22 protein-coding genes and 1 tRNA gene are annotated in these 18,555 nt (G+C 34.5%); 14 read left to right on the top strand and 9 right to left on the bottom strand.

Going from position 1 to position 18,555, the window contains the following annotated elements:
- Positions 1-32 precede the first annotated feature (32 nt).
- Positions 33-230 (bottom strand): CsbD family protein, encoded by a 198-nt coding sequence (locus ACKI3H_RS04585; RefSeq protein ID WP_035020045.1) that lies wholly within the window; start codon positions 228-230, stop codon positions 33-35.
- A gap of 256 nt (positions 231-486) precedes the next feature.
- Between ACKI3H_RS04585 and tsaB the strand changes: the two genes are divergently transcribed.
- From tsaB to tsaD, 4 genes are read left to right on the top strand one after another with little or no spacing between them, the layout of a single operon-like run.
- Complete coding sequence (tsaB, locus tag ACKI3H_RS04580) at positions 487-1,209, top strand: tRNA (adenosine(37)-N6)-threonylcarbamoyltransferase complex dimerization subunit type 1 TsaB (RefSeq protein WP_407371095.1); 723 nt, start codon at positions 487-489, stop codon at positions 1,207-1,209.
- Complete coding sequence (rimI, locus tag ACKI3H_RS04575) at positions 1,193-1,771, top strand: ribosomal protein S18-alanine N-acetyltransferase (protein ID WP_407371094.1); 579 nt, start codon at positions 1,193-1,195, stop codon at positions 1,769-1,771. Before tsaB ends, rimI (ACKI3H_RS04575) begins: the two co-directional genes overlap by 17 nt.
- Positions 1,772-1,782: 11 nt before the next feature.
- Entirely contained in the window at positions 1,783-2,253 is a 471-nt protein-coding gene (rimI, locus tag ACKI3H_RS04570) for a ribosomal protein S18-alanine N-acetyltransferase (protein WP_407371093.1), read from the top strand.
- 49 nt (positions 2,254-2,302) lie between these two features.
- Positions 2,303-3,322 carry a tRNA (adenosine(37)-N6)-threonylcarbamoyltransferase complex transferase subunit TsaD gene (gene tsaD / locus ACKI3H_RS04565; RefSeq protein ID WP_407371092.1) on the top strand — a complete coding sequence of 340 codons (1,020 nt, stop codon included), beginning with the start codon at positions 2,303-2,305 and terminating at the stop codon, positions 3,320-3,322.
- 83 nt (positions 3,323-3,405) lie between these two features.
- Here tsaD and ACKI3H_RS04560 read toward each other — a convergent pair whose 3' ends face one another.
- Entirely contained in the window at positions 3,406-5,352 is a 1,947-nt protein-coding gene (locus tag ACKI3H_RS04560; protein ID WP_407371091.1) for an ABC-F family ATP-binding cassette domain-containing protein, read from the bottom strand.
- Positions 5,353-5,668: 316 nt separating this feature from the next.
- Here ACKI3H_RS04560 and ACKI3H_RS04555 point away from each other — a divergent pair, with 316 nt between their 5' ends.
- Positions 5,669-6,310 carry a redox-sensing transcriptional repressor Rex gene (locus tag ACKI3H_RS04555; protein WP_407371090.1) on the top strand — a complete coding sequence of 214 codons (642 nt, stop codon included), beginning with the start codon at positions 5,669-5,671 and terminating at the stop codon, positions 6,308-6,310.
- Between the two features lie 17 nt (positions 6,311-6,327).
- Here ACKI3H_RS04555 and ACKI3H_RS04550 read toward each other — a convergent pair whose 3' ends face one another.
- Both ACKI3H_RS04550 and ACKI3H_RS04545 read right to left on the bottom strand, forming a co-directional pair.
- Positions 6,328-6,486: a DUF4305 domain-containing protein gene (locus tag ACKI3H_RS04550; protein ID WP_407371380.1), complete on the bottom strand. Its 159-nt coding sequence runs from the start codon at positions 6,484-6,486 to the stop codon at positions 6,328-6,330.
- 79 nt (positions 6,487-6,565) lie between these two features.
- A complete protein-coding gene (locus ACKI3H_RS04545; protein WP_407371089.1) occupies positions 6,566-7,216 on the bottom strand; it encodes a CPBP family intramembrane glutamic endopeptidase in 651 nt (216 codons plus the stop codon).
- Between the two features lie 302 nt (positions 7,217-7,518).
- On the opposite strand from ACKI3H_RS04545, the gene groES reads away from it, so the two are divergent.
- Complete coding sequence (gene groES / locus ACKI3H_RS04540; protein ID WP_407371088.1) at positions 7,519-7,803, top strand: co-chaperone GroES; 285 nt, start codon at positions 7,519-7,521, stop codon at positions 7,801-7,803.
- 52 nt (positions 7,804-7,855) lie between these two features.
- Positions 7,856-9,481, top strand: coding sequence for a chaperonin GroEL (gene groL / locus ACKI3H_RS04535; protein ID WP_407371087.1), 1,626 nt, complete (start codon positions 7,856-7,858; stop codon positions 9,479-9,481).
- A 96-nt stretch (positions 9,482-9,577) separates the two neighbouring features.
- Here groL and ACKI3H_RS04530 read toward each other — a convergent pair whose 3' ends face one another.
- The 3 genes from ACKI3H_RS04530 to ACKI3H_RS04520 form a co-directional block, all read right to left on the bottom strand.
- Positions 9,578-9,889, bottom strand: a complete 312-nt coding sequence (locus tag ACKI3H_RS04530; RefSeq protein WP_350450648.1) for a hypothetical protein — start codon at positions 9,887-9,889, stop codon at positions 9,578-9,580.
- 266 nt (positions 9,890-10,155) lie between these two features.
- Positions 10,156-10,347, bottom strand: coding sequence for a helix-turn-helix transcriptional regulator (locus tag ACKI3H_RS04525; RefSeq protein WP_407371086.1), 192 nt, complete (start codon positions 10,345-10,347; stop codon positions 10,156-10,158).
- On the bottom strand, positions 10,347-10,712 hold the full coding sequence (locus tag ACKI3H_RS04520; protein ID WP_407371085.1) for a hypothetical protein: 366 nt from the start codon (positions 10,710-10,712) through the stop codon (positions 10,347-10,349). The genes ACKI3H_RS04525 and ACKI3H_RS04520 overlap by 1 nt, the downstream gene beginning before the upstream one ends.
- 392 nt (positions 10,713-11,104) lie before the next feature.
- Between ACKI3H_RS04520 and ACKI3H_RS04515 the strand changes: the two genes are divergently transcribed.
- A tRNA-Leu gene (locus ACKI3H_RS04515) sits at positions 11,105-11,188 on the top strand.
- A gap of 87 nt (positions 11,189-11,275) precedes the next feature.
- Here ACKI3H_RS04515 and ACKI3H_RS04510 read toward each other — a convergent pair.
- Positions 11,276-12,199 carry an AEC family transporter gene (locus ACKI3H_RS04510; RefSeq protein ID WP_407371084.1) on the bottom strand — a complete coding sequence of 308 codons (924 nt, stop codon included), beginning with the start codon at positions 12,197-12,199 and terminating at the stop codon, positions 11,276-11,278.
- 204 nt (positions 12,200-12,403) lie between these two features.
- On the opposite strand from ACKI3H_RS04510, the gene ACKI3H_RS04505 reads away from it, so the two are divergent.
- The 3 genes from ACKI3H_RS04505 (at position 12,404) to ACKI3H_RS04495 (ending at position 13,801) form a co-directional block, all read left to right on the top strand.
- On the top strand, positions 12,404-12,940 hold the full coding sequence (locus tag ACKI3H_RS04505; RefSeq protein WP_407371083.1) for a GNAT family N-acetyltransferase: 537 nt from the start codon (positions 12,404-12,406) through the stop codon (positions 12,938-12,940).
- 22 nt (positions 12,941-12,962) lie between these two features.
- The gene (locus ACKI3H_RS04500; RefSeq protein ID WP_407371082.1) at positions 12,963-13,343 is read left to right on the top strand and encodes a VOC family protein; all 381 of its coding nucleotides are present in this window, start codon (positions 12,963-12,965) and stop codon (positions 13,341-13,343) included.
- 77 nt (positions 13,344-13,420) lie between these two features.
- Positions 13,421-13,801, top strand: coding sequence for a VOC family protein (locus ACKI3H_RS04495; RefSeq protein WP_407371081.1), 381 nt, complete (start codon positions 13,421-13,423; stop codon positions 13,799-13,801).
- A gap of 82 nt (positions 13,802-13,883) precedes the next feature.
- Here the strand turns inward: ACKI3H_RS04495 and ACKI3H_RS04490 are convergent, their stop codons facing one another.
- Positions 13,884-14,309, bottom strand: coding sequence for a hypothetical protein (locus ACKI3H_RS04490; protein WP_407371080.1), 426 nt, complete (start codon positions 14,307-14,309; stop codon positions 13,884-13,886).
- A 615-nt stretch (positions 14,310-14,924) separates the two neighbouring features.
- Between ACKI3H_RS04490 and ACKI3H_RS04485 the strand changes: the two genes are divergently transcribed.
- The 3 genes from ACKI3H_RS04485 to ACKI3H_RS04475 all read left to right on the top strand — a co-directional run bounded on the left by ACKI3H_RS04485 (position 14,925) and on the right by ACKI3H_RS04475 (position 18,547).
- Positions 14,925-16,202: an alkaline phosphatase family protein gene (locus tag ACKI3H_RS04485; RefSeq protein ID WP_407371079.1), complete on the top strand. Its 1,278-nt coding sequence runs from the start codon at positions 14,925-14,927 to the stop codon at positions 16,200-16,202.
- A 4-nt stretch (positions 16,203-16,206) separates the two neighbouring features.
- Entirely contained in the window at positions 16,207-17,481 is a 1,275-nt protein-coding gene (locus ACKI3H_RS04480) for an MFS transporter (RefSeq protein ID WP_407371078.1), read from the top strand.
- Positions 17,482-17,611: 130 nt separating this feature from the next.
- Positions 17,612-18,547, top strand: coding sequence for a dipeptidase (locus ACKI3H_RS04475; RefSeq protein WP_407371077.1), 936 nt, complete (start codon positions 17,612-17,614; stop codon positions 18,545-18,547).
- Positions 18,548-18,555 lie beyond the last annotated feature (8 nt).

Below are 18,555 nucleotides of genomic sequence, written 5' to 3'. Positions count from 1 at the left end.
CAGTACTCTTTAGGGGGAAACAAGTTTAAAGGTTACTTGTTGTTCTTGTCATCTAAGTCGCTTTTCACTTTGCCGACCTTTTTTTGAACTTCGCCTTTGGCTTTTTGAGCTTTACCTTCAGCTTGTTTGCTATGGTCGTTTGTAGCATCACCATATGAATCTTTGGCTTCTCCAACGACTTTGTCTTTAATACCTTTTGCTTTATCTTTCATTCCGTTATCTTTTTCCATGTTCAATTCCTCCTATGAAACTAGATTTTTTGGCGGTGAACCTATTATCTAACTAAAATTTTAAGTGTAAACTTAAAAATTTTGGAGATGAGATAATAAATATCTTTTACATAAAGAAGCATAACTTCTTGTAAATAAAAAATCAACTAATACGCTTTCAGATTAGTTTGGGAAATAAGGAATTTAAGTTTTTTTAAGATATGTGCTAAAATAAAATTAGAATAAGTGGCCTAGTCATATAAAAAGGAGTTGTCTCATGAAGGTATTAGCAATAGACACTTCTAATCAAGCAATGAGTATTGCAGTGTTAGATGGAGAAAGAATTATAGGAGAAATTACGACAACTATTAAACGGAATCATAGTGAGAGTCTGATGCCTGCTATTGACGAGTTAATGAATGATGTTCAATGGAAACCTAGTGAACTAGATAGAATAGTGGTTGCTAAAGGGCCGGGTTCTTACACTGGTTTGCGAATTGGTGTAACGATTGCTAAAACGTTAGCGTGGACTTTGGGTATTGAATTAGTTGGTATTTCTAGTTTGAAAACACTAGCTGGAAATTGCGAATCCTCAACACACTATCTTGTTCCTTTATTTGATGCACGTCGTAAAAATATTTATACCGGTTTATACCAATGGCAAAAGGGGAATTTGGTTCAAGTTGAACCCGATGCGCATATTTCAGCAGAATTATGGGCTGAGCATTTAAGTAAAAGAGAAGGCACGTTTGAATTAATTGGAGAAGACCGTTCTTTGTATATAGATACATTTGAACAGCATTTAACGGACCGGGTGTTTGAAGCGCCATTAAAAGATCATCTGCCAAAAGCTGGTGTTTTAGGTTTATTAGGGATAAAGGAAGAACCTGTAGATGTACACATGTTCATACCTGACTATTTGAAACTAGCAGAAGCGGAGGAAAATTGGCGTAAAGAGCATCCAGATCAACTGGAGGAATCTTATGTTGAAAAAGTTTAAGCAGTGGTTTATTAATGAGGAAGTCTTTACCCCTATTAGTCAAACAAGTCACAACAAAAAGCTGGCGAAACGAGCGCAATTAAAAAATAAAACCTTTCAGTTGGATGATGGCTCACTTTTGCAAGTTTCGATTGGTTCAGAAGCTGATATTTCTACTATTTTAAAAATAGAAACGCTTTGTTACAATGGGAAAACACCGTGGAATAAAAAAGCGTTAGAAAATGAAATCAAAACAAATACTCGCTCTATCTACTTAATTGCTCGAAAATCTAATCAAGCAATTGGCTTTATCGGCGCGTGGTTAGTCGATGAAGAAGCTCATGTTACAAATGTTGCTGTCATTCCAGCTCATCAAAAACAAGGGATTGCTACCTTTTTGATTTCGGAATTGCAGATAATTTCCCAACATGAAGGCATGAAAAGAATGAGTTTAGAGGTTCGTGTCTCTAATGAAACTGCACAACGATTGTACAGTAAACTAGGTTTTGAAAAAGGAAAGATAAAAAAAGCTTACTATACCGGTGACCGAGAAGATGCACTAGAAATGAGTAAGCCGTTATGAGGAATTAAACAATGAATAATTATTTAAAGGAAGAGACAATTTTTTTATTTAATCAAAACGGGAATTTAACAGCTTATGAATTATTTCAATTGGCTGAAAGCAGTTATCCTAATGGGAGCCCTTGGCCTATTGAATCATATAAAAGTGAATTAGCAGGATCCCAGAACAAATACGGAATAGCTTTGCAAAATGCAGAAAAAGTTGGTTTTATAGGGTATACTCAACTTTTTGATGAGGTAGAAATCACCACATTTGGAATTCTAAAGCCTTTTAAAAATCAAGGAATCGGCCAATCCTTTCTAAGAGCATTTATCAAACAGGTAAAATCTGAAGATATCAAAACAGTCTTTTTAGAAGTTCGAGAGCAAAATAAAGCTGCGATTGCTGTATATGAAAAAGTTGGTTTTGAAATGATTGCGCTACGTAAGAATTATTACCATGACCCAGTTGATCATGCCTTGATCATGCAGCTGAAGATTTAAAAAATACAGATATAGGTTGAATAGATTCTAGTACAGAAAGAGTGAAAGCATGACTATAAAGAGAAATCTAATTTTAGCAATTGAATCGAGTTGCGATGAAACCAGTGTGGCTGTGGTTGAAGACGGGATGATTGTTCATTCAAATATTGTTGCTTCACAAATAAAAAGTCATATGCGTTTTGGTGGAGTAGTACCTGAAATAGCCAGTCGACATCATGTTGAACAGATTACCCAATGTATTGAGGAAGCGATGATTGAAGCGGACGTTAATTATGAAGACCTTTCAGCAGTAGCTGTTACACAAGGACCAGGATTAGTTGGTGCACTGTTGATTGGAGTTAACGCTGCAAAGTCCGTTGCTTTTGCACATCAATTACCGTTGATTGCTGTTAATCATATGGCTGGCCACATTTATGCCAATCGTTTGATTAAACCGCTTGTTTTTCCACTCTTAGCATTAGTTGTTAGTGGGGGACATACTGAGTTGGTTTATATGAAAGAAGATGGAGATTACACAATTATTGGCGAAACAAGAGATGATGCAGCAGGAGAAGCCTATGATAAAATCGGTCGCGTATTAGGATTGCCTTATCCTGGCGGGAAAAAAATAGACGAGATGGCTCATCTTGGAGAAGATACTTATCATTTCCCAAGAGCTATGTTGAAAGAAGATAACTATGATTTTAGTTTTAGTGGATTAAAAAGTTCTTTTATCAATACTGTCCATAATGCCAATCAAAAAGGAGAACCGCTAAATGACATAAATTTAGCTGCTAGTTTTCAGGCAAGTGTGATTGAAGTTTTAGTTTCAAAAACGCTAAGAGCTGCTAAAGAATTTAATATAAAGCAATTAGTTTTGGCAGGAGGAGTAGCGGCAAATAAAGGGCTGCGTGATACGCTTACGAAAGTTATAGCTGAAGAATTGCCAAATGTAGACTTGGTCATCCCACCATTGTCGCTGTGCGGAGATAATGCAGCTATGATTGGAGCTGCTGCTTCTGTTCAGTATCAAAAAGATCAATTTACGGATTATGCGTTGAATGCTAAACCAGGATTAACATTTAACTAATAATGAGAACAAAAGATTTAGTTCTGCTTTCTAAATCAAAATAAAAAGGAAGAGACAAAAGTCTCTTCCTTTTTATTTTGATTTTATTGTAATTCTTCTAATTGCAAACTTTTTTCTTCCCATTCACTCACTAACCTGTCTAGATTTTCTTGAGCAACGTTAATTTCTGTGTTCAGTTCCTGTACACGTAAATGGTCACCAAATACTTCTGGATCAATTAATTGTGTTTCACAGTTTTTAATAATCGTTTCAAGTTCATCCATTTCTACTTCGATTGTTTCAATGCGACGTGTCAGTTGACGAAGTATTTTTTGTTCAGCTTTGTTGATTTCACGATTTCCTTTGACAGTTGGAGTGATTTCAACTTTGGACGTTTCAGTGTCCTTCGCTTCGGCCAATAAACGTAATTCTTCTTGTTCAGCTTTTTTTGCAAGGTAATAGTCGTAATCACCTAAGTAAAGGGTACTGCCATTCTCAGAGAGTTCAATGATCGTTGTTGCAATTCGGTTGATAAAATAGCGGTCATGAGAAACGAATAGTAAGGTTCCATCAAAATCAATTAAAGCATTTTCTAAAACCTCTTTACTATCGATATCCAAATGGTTTGTTGGTTCATCTAACATTAGAAAATTGTTTTTATTCATCGCCAGCTTAGCTAGAGCCAATCGTGCTTTTTCTCCTCCGCTTAGTGAAGAGACCGATTTTTCCACATCAGCACCAGAAAATAGGAAACTACCTAAAATGGAGCGAATGTCTTTTTCAGGAGTAGTCGGATGTTCATCCCAGAGCTCAGCCAATACAGATTTCGTTGAATTTAAATCAGATTGTTCTTGGTCATAATAACCTAGTAATACATTTGTTCCTATGTGCTTTTCGCCTTGAATCAAAGGAAGTTGTCCAATTAAGGATTTTAATAAAGTTGATTTTCCAATTCCGTTTGGCCCCACTAATGCAATCGAATCGTATTTTCGAACATCTAATTCAATAGGACTAGATAAAATAGTATCATCATAGCCAATGGCACCATTAGCCAAAGTTAAGACAACATTTCCACTTTCTTTTTCTGATTTGAAAGAGAAGCGAGCAGACTTTTCATCTCCTTGAGGTTTATCGATCCGGTCCATTTTTTCTAATTGCTTACGTCGGCTTTGTGCGCGCTTAGTTGTTGAAGCACGGACTAAATTGCGACTGACAAAATCCTCTAGTTTTGCTATTTCACCTTGTTGTTTTTCAAATTCTTTCCATTCTTGTTCAAGTTGAGCAGCCTTTAAGTCCAGGTATCTCGAATAATTTCCTTTATAATGAGAGATTTTTTGACGACTGATCTCATAAACTTCATTGACTACTTTATCTAGAAAGTAACGGTCATGAGAGACAATCAGTAGTGCTCCAGTATAAGACTGTAAATAATTTTCTAACCAACTCAACGTTTCGATATCTAAATGGTTTGTAGGCTCATCAAGAATCAATAAGTCTTTCTTTTCTAATAATAACTTGGCTAAAGCTAATCGAGTTTTTTGTCCACCAGAAAGCTGGCTGATGTGTTTAGAATAATCGTCTTCGTAAAAACGAAACCCATGCAAGACAGAACGAATCTCAGCTTGATAACTAAAGCCGTTTTCTTCACGAAAGCGATTTTGAAGGTGATCATAGCGGTTTAAAGTTGACTTATAGAGTTCTTCATTAGAAAGTAATACAGGATCTCCGAGTTGTTGTTCAATATTGCGCATGTCTTTTTCTAATTGAATGACCGGTTCAAAGACTGTTAGCATTTCATCCCAAATACTTTTTTCAGAAGATAAGCCAGTGTTTTGAGCTAAATAACCAATAGTCACTTGTTTTCCTTTGACAATCTTTCCAGCATCAGGCTGCTCGATATCCGCAATCATTTTTAAAAGTGTTGATTTTCCGGTACCATTTCTACCGACTAATGCAATGCGTGAGTTTTCTTGAATCTCTAAATAAATATTTTCAAATAACACATCTGCTCCAAAATAACGAGCAACATGTTGCGCTTGTAATAGAATCATAGTTTTGGTCCTCATTTCATCATTCTCAATAATAGTTTAGCACATATTGAGGACGAGGGAAATTACAATCCAAGAAAAGCTAACTTTTTAGAAGCGGCTTCACAATCTTTCTTGTGAATTTTAATAAGATAATAAGTAGTGAGAAAAAGGTTGTCATTATTTTTTGAAATTAGTGGTAGTATTAAAACCAAAAAATGATATAATAAGAACGTTCACTAAAAAAAGATTGTGAAGAAAAAAATATAACGATTTGCTTGTGAAATGAAACAACGAATCAATCATGAAAGTAGACTAATGACTGATGGAGGAAAAAAGAATGGTAGAGAAGAAAATACCCAATGCAACGGCTAGGCGATTGCCAATATATTATCGCTATTTGCGATTCTTACATGATTCCGGAAAAGTACGTGTTTCTTCAACTGAATTGAGTGATGCTATTAAGGTGGATAGTGCAACAATTCGGAGAGACTTCTCTTATTTTGGTGCTTTAGGAAAAAGAGGATACGGATACGATGTTGAAGATTTAATGAATTTCTTTAGCAAAACACTTAAACAAGACCGATTAACCAACGTTGCCTTAATCGGAGTAGGGAACTTAGGACATGCTTTATTAAACTATAACTTCCATCAAAGCAACAACATGCGAATAAGTGCAGCTTTTGATATAAACGAAGAAATTGTTGGCACTATTTTAAGTGGTGTTCCTATTTATCATATGGATGATATGGTTGAACAATTGAAAATTCAGCAAATCGAAATTGTCATTATTACTATTCCATCAGATGTAGCACAAGCAACAGTTGAACGCTTAGTTGAAGCAAATGTAAGAGGAATTTTGAATTTTACTCCTATTAGATTATCTGTACCAGACAATGTGAGAGTTCAAAATGTTGATCTAACCAATGAACTACAAACATTGATTTATTTCCTAGATCATTACAAACCTGAAAATGCGTAAAAAAAGCCCAAACCGTTTTATGGTTTGGGTCCTTTTTTTATTTTAAAGTAAACTTCAAGTATTTTTGAAGCTCTAACGAAATAACTGGTAGAAAAAACGACATAGAGGACAGAAAAAAATGACCAACCGGTATCCTGTACAGAACTAATCGCAAACCAGATGAATACTCCTGACATCAAGTAAGTAAAAATGATTTGCATTATAAAATTACGTTTATTTATCAAATGAAAATTCCTTTCTACACTTAGCACATACTTATAAGAAATTTACTAATATAACTACTGTGTTCATAATAATATGGGTAATAATGGGAGTGGCAATATTTTTAGTTTTACTATATAGAAAACAAAAGACAAAAGCCATAGCAGAGTACAATAAAATATGTCCATCAAAATGCATAAAAGCAAATATAAGAGAACTGATCACTGCAGCACCTATTCCACCAGTGAGGTCATATAAAAAACCAAAAATAACTTTTCTGAAGACAAATTCTTCCATAATTGGTCCCATAATAGAGACAACAATTATGTAAATTGGATAATTGTCAACGAACACAAGTATATTTTGAGTATTAACAGAATCTATTGGAATTCCTAATAGTAAAGTTTCAATTAAGTTTGCCATGTATTGAGCGAAAAGCACTAGTGGGATTCCGGCAATACCCCAGTAAATAATACTTTTTCTAGGTAATGATGGGCTTAATGTCAAAGAATTTCGTATGGTAGATTTTCGATTAAGTAAGATCATACCTATTGCGCCTAAAGTAAAACTAAAAATCGTCCCGTAAACGGAAGCTTCAGTATGGAGATTTTTGGGAGCTAGAGAAATGATGATGATCGGTAAAAATTGAGCAATTAAATAAAATAAAATAATTAAAATCGATGTGTGACTCGTAAGTTTCTTCATATGATTAAAACCTTCTTTTTTTCAAGATAGCGTACACTCGTTTATATACAGTTTAGTAGATAGCGACCAAATAAACTGAAAATAACTTCGTTTTTCAGTATAACATAAAAGGTGTAAAAAGGGGTATAACAATAGATGTCATCGAACCCTGTTCAATAAACCGAGCGCTAGTTAAAAAGGGATCGAAATCAAGTTTAAAATTCTTGCAATCTTTTTTATATTTGTTATTATAAAGAAGTAGTTTAGCACTTGGTATGTTTGAGTGCTAAAGATGAAGAAATAATTTAGATGGAGGGATTTACGTGTTAAAACCATTAGGAGATCGTGTCATCATTGAAGTTGCTAAAGAAGAAGAAAAAACAATCAGCGGGATTGTTTTACCGGGTTCAGCTCAAGAAAAACCTCAAACAGGTTCTGTAATAGCTGTTGGGGAAGGTCGTGTTTTAGAAAACGGATCGACAGTAGCTTTGTCCGTTAAAGTAGGCGATACCGTATTGTTTGAAAAATACGCTGGAACAGAAGTGAAGTACGATGGAAAAGAATATTTAGTGGTAAAAGAGCACGATATCGTTGCAGTCATAGATTAATCAGATAAATAAAGGCAAATGAACAAACTAAATGGATGAGGTGAAGGAAAAAATGGCAAAAGATATTAAATTTTCTGAAGATGCACGTGCATCAATGCTACGTGGAGTAGATATTTTAGCAGATATTGTTAAAGTAACATTAGGACCCAAAGGAAGAAATGTTGTTTTAGAAAAATCTTACGGCTCACCACTTATTACAAACGATGGTGTTACAATTGCAAAAGAAATTGAATTAGAAGATCATTTTGAAAATATGGGAGCCCAACTTGTTTCAGAAGTTGCTTCTAAAACAAATGATATTGCTGGAGATGGTACTACAACAGCAACCGTTTTAACTCAAGCTATCGTTCGAGAAGGATTGAAAAACGTAACAGCTGGAGCTAACCCTGTTGGTATTCGCCGCGGAATTGAAATGGCAACAAAAGTTGCTGTAGAAGAATTGTTGGCTATTTCTAAAAAAGTAGATTCAAAAGAATCAATTGCTCAAATTGCTGCTATTTCTTCAGGAAGTAATGAAACAGGAGAATTGGTTGCAGAAGCAATGGAACGCGTTGGAACAGATGGTGTTATTACAATTGAAGAATCTAAAGGAATCGAAACAGAATTAGGTGTAGTTGAAGGAATGCAATTTGATCGTGGTTACCTTTCTCAATACATGGTAACAGATAACGATAAAATGGAAGCAAACTTAGAAAACCCTTATATTTTAATTACTGATAAAAAAATCTCAAATATTCAAGAAGTTCTACCTTTATTGGAACAAATTTTACAACAAGGACGTCCATTGTTAATCATTGCGGATGATGTTGATGGAGAAGCTCTTCCAACATTAGTATTGAATAAATTGCGTGGAACATTTAATGTTGTAGCAGTTAAAGCTCCTGGATTCGGTGATCGTCGTAAAGCTATGCTTGAAGATATTGCTATCTTAACTGGCGGAACGGTTATTACTGAAGATTTAGGTCTTGAATTGAAAGATACTGAAATCAGTCAATTAGGTCATGCAAGTAAAGTAGTTGTGACGAAAGATGCTACCACGATCGTTGAAGGAGCTGGTTCAGCAGAATCTATCCAACACCGTGTAGCCTTGCTTAAAGCTCAAGCAGCAGAAACAACTTCTGAATTTGATAAAGAAAAATTACAAGAACGTCTAGCTAAACTTTCTGGCGGAGTTGCAGTTATTAAAGTTGGAGCTGCTACTGAAACAGAATTAAAAGAACGTAAATTACGTATTGAAGATGCTTTAAATGCAGCTCGTGCAGCTGTTGAAGAAGGAATCGTTTCTGGTGGTGGAACAGCGTTGATCAATGTTCAACGTAAAGTATCAGAAATTGAAGCAACAGGCGATGAAGCAACAGGTGTGAAAATTGTGATTCGTGCTCTTGAAGAACCTGTTCGCCAAATCGTAACAAATGCTGGTCTTGAAGGATCTGTCATTGTTGAAAAACTAAAAAGTGTGGACTTAGGCGTAGGATATAATGCAGCTACTGATGAATGGGTAAACATGATTGATGCTGGGATCATTGACCCAACTAAAGTAACTCGTTCGGCTTTGCAAAATGCAGCTAGTGTTGCAGCACTATTGTTAACAACTGAAGCGGTTGTTGCAAACCAACCAAAACCTGATGCTCCAATGGGCGGAATGGGAATGGATCCTGGAATGGGCGGCATGATGTAAGCTCATTACCTTGAGACTTAAATAAAAAGTAGAGTAAAAAAAGAGTTCTGACAAATGTCAGAACTCTTTTTTTATGCAGATAATGATTCCGTCAAATTATTCAAATTCTAAATCATTCATCATTTCATCTAAATTTTCTAAAGCTTCATTTTTTTCAAAAAATTCAATCCAAGCTTGATAAGGATCAGATGACTTTGTATTAATTGTTGTTTTGAATTTATCATAGATACTTCTAACGATATCTGTCCACATTCTATTAACTGCTCGTTCTAATTTTGCTTCATTCCATCTTTTTGCGGGGGGTCTTCTGCCGTTACGTCTAAGTTGATCGTCCATAGCTTTTTCGAAAAAGATACTTTTACTTCCCAAATTAGCGTCTAAATACTCTTCGAACTCTTTAAAATTCAATTATATCACCTTTCTAATACTCGTTTTTTAACCCTTTATACCTAGTTCTACTCATCTAACTATCAGAGAATTTAATAGCGGAGCCTACAGCTAAACTTAACTTCTTCAATCCTTTGCAACTTTCTCAACAAGGATAGTAGGTATCTTTAATCATACCATAAAGCATAAAGCAATAGAAAGCTACCGGGAGATAAAAGTGTCTGATAGACAGAATAATTATAGGTGTATTATGATTTATACTGGGAATTTATGAGAAACTATTCTATTCAGTCTGGAGTAAAGAGATTATCAACTTCAGTGTTCAGTATTTTAGACAATGAAAAGGCCAGTTGTAGAGTAGGGTCATATTTATTGTTTTCGATAGCATTAACAGTTTGGCGGGTTACATTACAGGCTTTTGCTAAGTCAGCTTGTGTCAGCCCTTTATCTTTACGTAATTGTTCAATTTTATTTTTCATTAGTCTCCGCCTGTTTTTCTCTTGTTGATAAATAAGCAGATTCCTAGGACACTCATCATTGCAGAGACTACTCCAATAGAAAGATTAGAAGCTGCCATTCCAAAATGAAGTAGGTTCCAAAGACTAGTTAGTTGATTTACATTAGCAGCAGTTACAATAAGTTCTAGGATGTAATAGCTGAGATAAAAAATGAGCAGTATACTAAAAGCATGAGCTGTGCTGCGTAGAACAATAAATTTTTGGCGTTCATCTTTTGACTTGAAGTAGGCATAGTAAACGGCGTAAGCACCATAAATGGATGAGATCCATAGGACTAAAGTTAAAAGTACAAAAGAGATAAAATAACCAAGTTGACCAATATTCATAATTATTCCTCCTTAAATGATATGTCAAAAACTATTTACATTTTATAGTTCAAACTATAAATCATTTCTTTTACAATGTCAAAAGTTTTTGACTTTTAATAAACAAAGTATACTTTATGAATACAAAATTGTCTTTTCATTTGATGATTTGTTATGGTTCATTAAGCTACTATTTTGCCATTTTAATCAAAGGAGTATAAAAGTAATAGAATAAGGTGAAAATACAATAATATCAAAAAATTGTGAGTATTTATTCATTAGTGGTAAGTGGAAAGAAAGAGGAATAAAAAAACGTTTAGTTGGGATATTAACGGGATCTTTTGCAAAAAAGGGATTTCGACAAACCTTTACAATTGATTAATGCATTGATATAATAGTCGTTGTTATCATAAGCGGTCGTGGCGGAATGGTAGACGCGCCAGCTTGAGGGGCTGGTCAGGGTAACCCTGGTGGAAGTTCGACTCTTCTCGGCCGCATTAAATAAAATTTGTTATTATATAGCGAAAAAGAAGCAACATTGAGAAGACTGTCTTCTCAATGTTGCTTCTTTTTTAATACTTATTTTAGTTCATTGAAAACGCAAATTCAGCAATTTGTAAAACCATAGGCATACTGATGATGGAGAGCAAAGTAGATAAAACCACTAAGCGCGCACCGTATTCATAGTCTCCACCATAAAGCTGTGAGAATAGGGCTGTATTTACAGCAATAGGAGCAGAAGATGCAATGGCTAATACAAAATAGACTAAATAGCTATCTAAAGGCAGTAGCCATAGCACAAAGATACTGATAAGCGGAGATAGAATCAAGGATAAGAAAGTAGTCCAGTAAGCTCGTGGATGAGTAAATACATCCATTAATTTAGACTGCGCAACATAACTGCCTAATAAAATCATAGCTAGTGGTGTGTTTAGATTCGCGATTGTATAAAGAGAATCGCTGAAAATAGTAGGCAACTGTATTTGAAGTAAATAAAAAATTAAACCTAGAAGAGAACCTAAAGAAGCAGGATTCAAAAAAGAATTTCTAGGAGTGATTAATGATTTATCTCCAGAAATAAGGTAAAGTCCATAAGTTCTTTGCACGATATTAGTCACAGTAATAAAAGCCGATACAAAAAAGACTCCTTCATAGCCAAGAACGGCGAGAACTAGCGGAATCCCGATAAACCCTGCATTTGTAAAGGTTGTTGCGTAACGGTCTGTTCGAGAAGAATTGCGTAAGAAAAAATGATTTACTAAAATGCGCACGGCCATCAACAAGATTGTGATGGCTATTGTTGCTAAGAACCATTTAAATTGATTAGCTTCATATGATTGCTGAAAAGACATAAATAAAAGTACGGGTGTAATGAAATTTGCTAACATATTAGCAAATTGTTTAGTTCCTGATATATTCAGGACATTTTTTTTAAAAAGTATGTATCCGAAAAAAATAAGAACAAACATACTGCCTAATTGTTGCAATATGATATTACTGATCGTCAATTGAGCATATCCCTCCTTATAAAAAGTAAACTATATGAAGTATACCGTAAATCATTCTGTTACGGCAAAAAAATGTTTTAAATTAAAACAGTAAGCTCGTGACAAATGAGTTATTTAATGCTAATTTAGAATAGCCAAGAAAGTACAGCTGAGAAGGGTAAGAGCTGAATACTTTATTAGGAATTTGAATAAAGGAGCAAAATTATGGAATCAATCAAAGTTGGAGAATCTTCAGATTTTGAAGAAGTTCGTATCGAATTAGCAACTGCTGAAGATGTGGATGAAATTGTTGCGATTTGTACACAAGGGTATGCTTGTACTGCTGAAGCTGTAAAGGATAAACAAAAAGTTCAAGAAAAAGTTGAAGAATACTATAATCCTAAAAGAATCCTAAATGAAATTGAAGAAGTATCGGCTAAATGGAGTGGCTGGATTGTGGCTCGGTTAGACGAAAAAGTAATTGGTGTTATCGGCGGTGGAATCGTTGATTCTAAAGTGGGGAAAGTTTTTGTTTTATATGTCAATGTCGATTATTTAAGAAAGGGTATTGGAACGCGTTTGGTAAATCATTTAACACAAATGCAACAGTTATTAGGAAACAACACTCAATTGGTTAGTTTTCTTAAGTCTGATAAAGTGAGTAGTCAGTTTTATGAAGCTCTTGGATTTCATTATCTTCAAGATATTGAGGATAATGAAAATGTAGAATTTACTAGTATTGAAATGATCCGCGATATTTAAAAATTAATGGAAGGAATGTTGTATGAATATTAAAGGCATTCATCATGTTGCAATCATTGCATCTGACTATAAAAAATCAAAACAATTTTATACTGAAGTATTAGGTTTAGAAATCTTAAGAGAAAATTATCGTTCAGAACGGGATTCTTACAAATTAGATTTAAAGTTAGGGGCTAGTGAAATTGAATTGTTTTCTTTTCCTCATCCAACAGAGCGGCCAACTCAACCAGAAGCGGCAGGCTTAAGACATCTATGCTTTTATGTAGATGATTTTGACGAAGCCATTCAATCATTGAATGGAAAAGGTATTGAAACAGAACCCATTCGTATAGATGAGTACACAGGTGGAAGATTTACTTTTTTTAAAGATCCAGATAATTTGCCATTGGAAATACATGAATGACATATTTTTTGAACTCTTTATAAAAAACCATTAAGATAAAGAAGTACAAATAATCGTAATGAGAGGATGAAGGACAGATGGCAAAAAAAATGTTGCATACTTGTGTTCGTGTGAAGGATTTAGAAAAATCGATGGAATTTTATACAACTGTATTAGGTTTTAAAGAAGCGAAGAGATTAGATTTTCCGGAACTTAAATTTACATTAGTTTATCTAGCTTTGGATGGAGATGACTATGAATTGGAATTGACATATAACTATGATCAAGAAGAAGCATATACCCTTGGAAATGGATATGGTCACATTGCAATTGGTGTGGATGATTTAGGCGCAACACAAAAAGAATATAAAGCTAGTGGTTATGAAGTAACTGATTTAAAAAGTCTTCCAGATAATGCAGCAAACTTCTTTTTTATTACAGATCCAGATGGCTATAAAATCGAAGTCATTCAAAACTAGAATCAAACAATTTGCTTTTACCTACGTTAAGGATAAAAAAAAACGATTTTTAGACAATAAAGTCTAAAAATCGTTTTTTCTATTACGTAGATTCCTTGAAACCAAAACGTTCAATTAATCGTTCCAGATTTTCTTTATGCCAAGGACAATCGGCAACTTCTTTAGGAACTTTGTATTTTTTTATTCGATCATCGGTAGCAGTAGCGTCGTTATATTGAATGAGTAGGTTATAGAAATTGGATTGCTTTTTGAAATAGATAGATTTAACTTCTGTTAAAGGAACTTGGGCATAATCGCCTTCAATAGGGGTCATAGAATCTTTTTCAATTGGCAATATAACGAATTCTCTTTCAGCAAAATTCAGGTAAATTTTTTCAGTTTCATTCTTACCTAACAATGTAGCATACCATTTTCGATTCCGAGTTTTTCTTTCAACCAAAATGGTATCACCTGTTTTTGCATCTAAGCCATGACGTTGTAGATAATGTATAATGACTTCTTCTTTCATAAAAAGGCCTCCTTAAATTAAAGTCTTGCCTAGGAATGAGAAAAACTCTTCTAATGAATCACCCCTATTATAGAACAGCTTTTTTGTTAGTACCAATGATATGCATGGAGAACAACAAGAGAAAGATTTGTGAGAGGTTCAAAGATGATATAATTCCTTTTGATCTAGTGCGGTAAAGGAAATTCAAATTTTTTGTTTTGATAACTCAATGAATAAATGATTGAAAATAACTTGTATTTAGTAAATAAACATGTTAAAGTACATACATGCGATGAGTTGACCTCCAATCAGGTGACTTCGGTCATTTCGCTGCGGCGACAAGTGATTGGAACTTTAGACAGGGCACAACCGTACTTCGGTACAACTGCAAGATGCAGGTGTTTGGACCCCTCTGTTTTGTGGAATTCACGGGACCTATTTATGCAAATGAATACTGTCGGAAAAAACACTGATTTTATCAGTGTTTTTTTTTTTGTAAAAATAGATAAAATGAAATGTTTGCCAAGCTACTTAACGTATACAAAAAATTAAAATTCTTTACTTAAATATAACACAGATGCTCTTTCTCTAAAAGTAAGCTTGTGGGATAATAAATTAATTAAGGGGGAAGAATGAATGCAGAAACAACGTCTATACATGATTTCTTTAGATGCTTTTGGTGCAAAAGATTTAGAATATGCCCAAACGCTTCCAACATTTAAGTATTTATTGGATCGAAGTGCAAGAGTAGAAAAAGTAGAAACGGTTTACCCATCTTTAACCTATATGGCTCATACATCAATTGTTACGGGAGTATATCCTAATAAACACGGTATTACAAACAATACATATGTACAACCAAAAAGAGAGTCACCGGATTGGCATTGGTATGCTAAAGATATTAAAGTTCCAACTTTATTTGATATCGCTCATGAATCAGGATATACGATTGCTTCTTTTTTATGGCCGGTTACTGGACGAAACAAAGCCATAAAGTATAATTTAACTGAAATTTTCGCCAATCGTCCTTGGCAGTCACAAGCATTAATCTCGTTGTGGTCATCTTCACCAAAATTCGTTTTAGATTTAGAGCGTAAATTTGGCAAAATGCGTAAAGGTATTCAGCAACCAGAATTAGATCATTTTTTAACTGCTGGAATTGTAGATACGATTCACTCTAAAAACCCTGATTTAATGGCGATACATCTAGTTGATTTAGACAGTACGAGACATCATTTTGGTGTTGATTCCCAAGAAGCAAAGGCTGCTATTAGACGCATGGATGATCATCTGAATCAAATCATTACAGCTATGAAAGAAAAAGGAATCTTTGAAGAAACCGTGTTAGCACTATTTGGTGATCACTACCAATTAGACACGCACACAGTGGTTAGACTAAATCAATTGTTCAAAGCACAAGACTGGCTAAAAGAAACGAAAGATGGACTGATTCAAGAGTGGGACGTTTTAGCTAAGGGAGCAGATGGTTCTTGCTATATCTATACAAAACCGGAAGTAGACCTAGCTGATGTACACCAACTTTTAACACAGTATTCGGAACAAATCGAAACGATTTATACTCAAGAAGAAGCCGCTTGTTTGGGAGCAGATGAGACGTGCAGTTTTTTAGTTGAAGCAAAAAAAGGGTATTATTTTATTAGCGATAGCAATGGTCCGTTTTTAGAAGAAATTAAAACTAATGAAGCAACTCCTTTTCATAAAGGAACACATGGCTATAGCCCCAAAAAAGAAAACTACGAAACCACATTATTTATTTCTGGACCAGGTATAAATGTGGATGCACGAATACCTGTAGCTCGTTTAATTGATGAAGGACCAACTTTTTTGCATGCAATGGGGTTGGAATTTCCACAGGCTGTTGATGGAAAGGTTTTAAAGGGATTATTTAATTAGCGAGGTGAGAGCAGTGGAAATAGGCAAAGAACGGTTTAAATACACAAAAATAGAAAAAAGTTGGATTTTACAAGATTGGGCTAACTCAGCCTATTCGATTATGATTACTACAGCTGTTTTTCCGTTGTTCTTCAAAGCAGTTTCTGAAGGGGCAGGTGTGAGTGCGGTAAATTCAACTGCTTATTTAGGGTATGCTAATGCAATTGGAACTTTAGTTGTTTCGCTGTTAGCTCCTATATTAGGTGCAATTGCTGATTATAAAGGTTACCGAAATCCAATGTTTTCTTTAGCAACAGGACTAGGAATCATTGCGACTTTTAGTTTTGCATTTATTTCAGATGAAAACTGGTTGTTATTATTGATAATTTACTCAGTATCTTCGATTGGTTTTGGTGCTGCCAACATTTTTTACGATGCATCTTTAATTGACTCTACAACATTAAATCGAATGGATCGTATCTCTAGTGCAGGATATGGGTGGGGTTATATTGGCAGTTCCATTCCATTTGTTATTTTTATTTTCTTTCAATTAACTCAAATTCTTCCTATTTCACAAATTGCTCTTATCAAAGGTGGATTTGCTGCAACTGCTCTTTGGTGGTTGATATTTACCATTCCCTATTGGAAAAATGTCGAACAAACAACGTATATAAACAAACAACCACATGTTGTTAAAAGTAGTTTTTTAAGATTGTGGGAGACACTTAGGAATATACGTCAGTACCGCAATGTATTTTTATTTTTAATTGCCTATTTTTTCTATATTGATGGAGTAGGGACTATTTTTCAAATGGCAACCGCTATCGGATCAGACGTCGGACTAATGGCCAATGATTTGATCGTAGTGATGATGATCTGTCAATTTGTAGCATTTCCATTTTCTATTTTATATGGAGTATTAGCGGGTAAATTTGGCAATAAAAAAATGATTTATGTAGGAATAGCTACTTATACGTTTATTTGTATTTTTGCATTATCGTTAGATTCTTTATTAACGTTTATTATATTAGCGGTTCTTGTAGGAACTGCTCAAGGTGGTGTTCAATCGCTTAGTCGTTCTTTATTTGGTCAATTAATTCCTAAAGAAAATGCAAATGAATTTTTTGGTTTTTATAATATTTTTGGCAAATTTGCAGCAGTTGTCGGACCCCTTCTTGTTGGGATCATCGCTCAAGTGACAGGGAATTCATTAAATGGAGTATTTGCGTTGATCATCCTCTTTATTATTGGAGGAACCGTTCTTTATTTTGTGGAAGAACCTGTTCGTGAAATAAATTAACCGATACGAATGATTTTAGATAGGCAGTTTAGCTATTTAAAATCATTTTTTTGTATTGCGCTTCTATGATGGTTAAAGTATGATGAGAAAATATAAGATGAGTGCGTAAAAGCGGAAAGTAGGAATCCATTTGAATAGTATTGATATGCATTGTGATGTTCTTTATAAGATGCAAATGAACCAAGGTAGCTTAGATTTTAAAGACTCAACTCATTTAGAAGTAAATCTTAAACGATTGAAAGAAGGAAAGGTTAAAGTTCAGGCTTTTGCTATATTTATCGAGCCCAGTCTGCCATCAGATCAGCAATTTGCAGCGGTCTTAGAACAAATTGCATTTTATCAAAATGACGTACTTGGTAAACATCCTGAAGTAAAACAAATAAAAAAATGGTCAGATATACATGAATTGAAAGAAAATGAAATAGGATCATTTCTCACTCTTGAGGGTGTGTCTTCTATTGGGAATGATTTAGATAAGTTAGAGTATTTGTTGGATGCTGGAATACTATCAGTAGGATTGACTTGGAATCCAGCTAATCTTGCAGCTGATGGAGTTGGAGAACCAAGAGGCGGTGGATTAACAACATTTGGCTTTGAAATCGTCAAACGCTTGAATGAGCGGAAAGTCTTCACTGATGTTTCTCATCTAAGTGTTCAAGGATTTTGGGATGTGATGAAGCATGCGCGTTATCCTATTGCTACTCATTCGAATGTTTTATCTTTATGTAGTCATGTGAGAAATTTAAATGATGATCAGATCAAAGCAATGGTTGAACGCAATGCAATGATTCACGTCATTTTTAACCCAACATTTACGATTGAAGAGGGAGAAACTAGTCCAGTAACTATAGCAGATTTGGTTCCTCATGTTGAACGGTTGGTGGAATTAGGCGCAGTTAACAATATCGGTTTCGGATCAGATTTTGATGGCATCAGTACGTACATTGAAGGATTGTCGCATGCTGGAGAAACTCAAAATTTTATCCAAGCTTTACTTGAAAAATTTACTGAAGAAGAAGTTCAGGGTTTTGCTTCTAAAAACTTCTTAAACCATTTACCAAAATAAAAAAAAGT

The organism is Carnobacterium sp. (assembly GCF_045617425.1).
Taxonomy (GTDB): domain Bacteria; phylum Bacillota; class Bacilli; order Lactobacillales; family Carnobacteriaceae; genus Carnobacterium_B.
Note: the sequence above shows the minus strand (reverse complement) of the source record. Positions and strands in the feature narration are given on the sequence as shown.